Here is a 793-nt window from a genome sequence, read left to right as displayed (position 1 = left end):
AGCGCAGGGTGCGGCTCGTGCGCCCGCAGCACCAGCTCGACGGCGTCGCGCGCGGCCTTCAGCGCCGGGTCGTCGAGCATGCGCTCGCGGTACAGCGGCGCAAAGCCGGCGGCGGTCAGCAGCGTGTTGCGCTCGCGCAGCGGCACCTCCAGCGCCTCGGCCAGGTGCAGCACCATCGCGCGGCTCGGCGCCGCGCGGCCGGTTTCGACGTAGCTCAGGTGGCGGGTGGAGATGTCGGCGTCGCTGGCCAGGTCGAGCTGGCTCAGGCGGCGGCGCTGCCGCCATTCGCGCAGCAGGGCGCCGACCGGCGTCATGCGGGAACCGCCTTGCGCTCGACGATGCGCGGCAGCCGCACCACCGCGCGCAAGCCGCGCGGCTGCACCGGCTGCAGCTCGACGGTGCCGGTGTGGCGCTCGACGATCTCCTTGACGATCGCGAGGCCCAGCCCGCAGCCGTTGCCCTCGTGCGTCGCACGGGCGAAGCGGTCGAACACCCGCTCGCGGTCGGCCTCGGCGATGCCCGGGCCGTTGTCCTCGACCTCCAGCACCGCCTGGCTGTCCTGGGCCGACAGCCGCACCGTGACGACGCTGCCGTCGCCGGCATAGYGGATCGCGTTGTCGACCAGGTTGATCAGCGATTCGCGCAGCAGCAAGGCATTGCCGTGGATCTCGATCGGTTTCTCGTCGCCTTCGTCGAGTCCGAGGTCGACGCCCGCATGCCGGCCGCGCGGCACCAGTTCGGCCGTCACCTCGCTCGCGAGCCGCCGCAGGTCGACGCGCGTGCGGCCCTGCGC

General features: G+C 73.6%; 2 protein-coding genes. Both read right to left on the bottom strand.

The window, feature by feature from the left end; translation table 11 throughout:
• Positions 1-314 (bottom strand): helix-turn-helix domain-containing protein (locus tag AC1D15_RS35275; protein WP_477829746.1); only part of this gene is annotated, 314 nt, incomplete at its 3' end.
• Positions 311-793, bottom strand: a 483-nt coding sequence (locus AC1D15_RS35270; RefSeq protein WP_477829745.1) for a sensor histidine kinase, incomplete at its 5' end; no start/stop codon positions are given. The genes AC1D15_RS35270 and AC1D15_RS35275, both read right to left, overlap by 4 nt.

This window comes from Rhizobacter sp. P2_H2, from assembly GCF_056403375.1.
The sequence above is the reverse complement of the archived record's forward strand: the minus strand, read 5'-3'. Positions and strand labels throughout refer to the sequence as shown.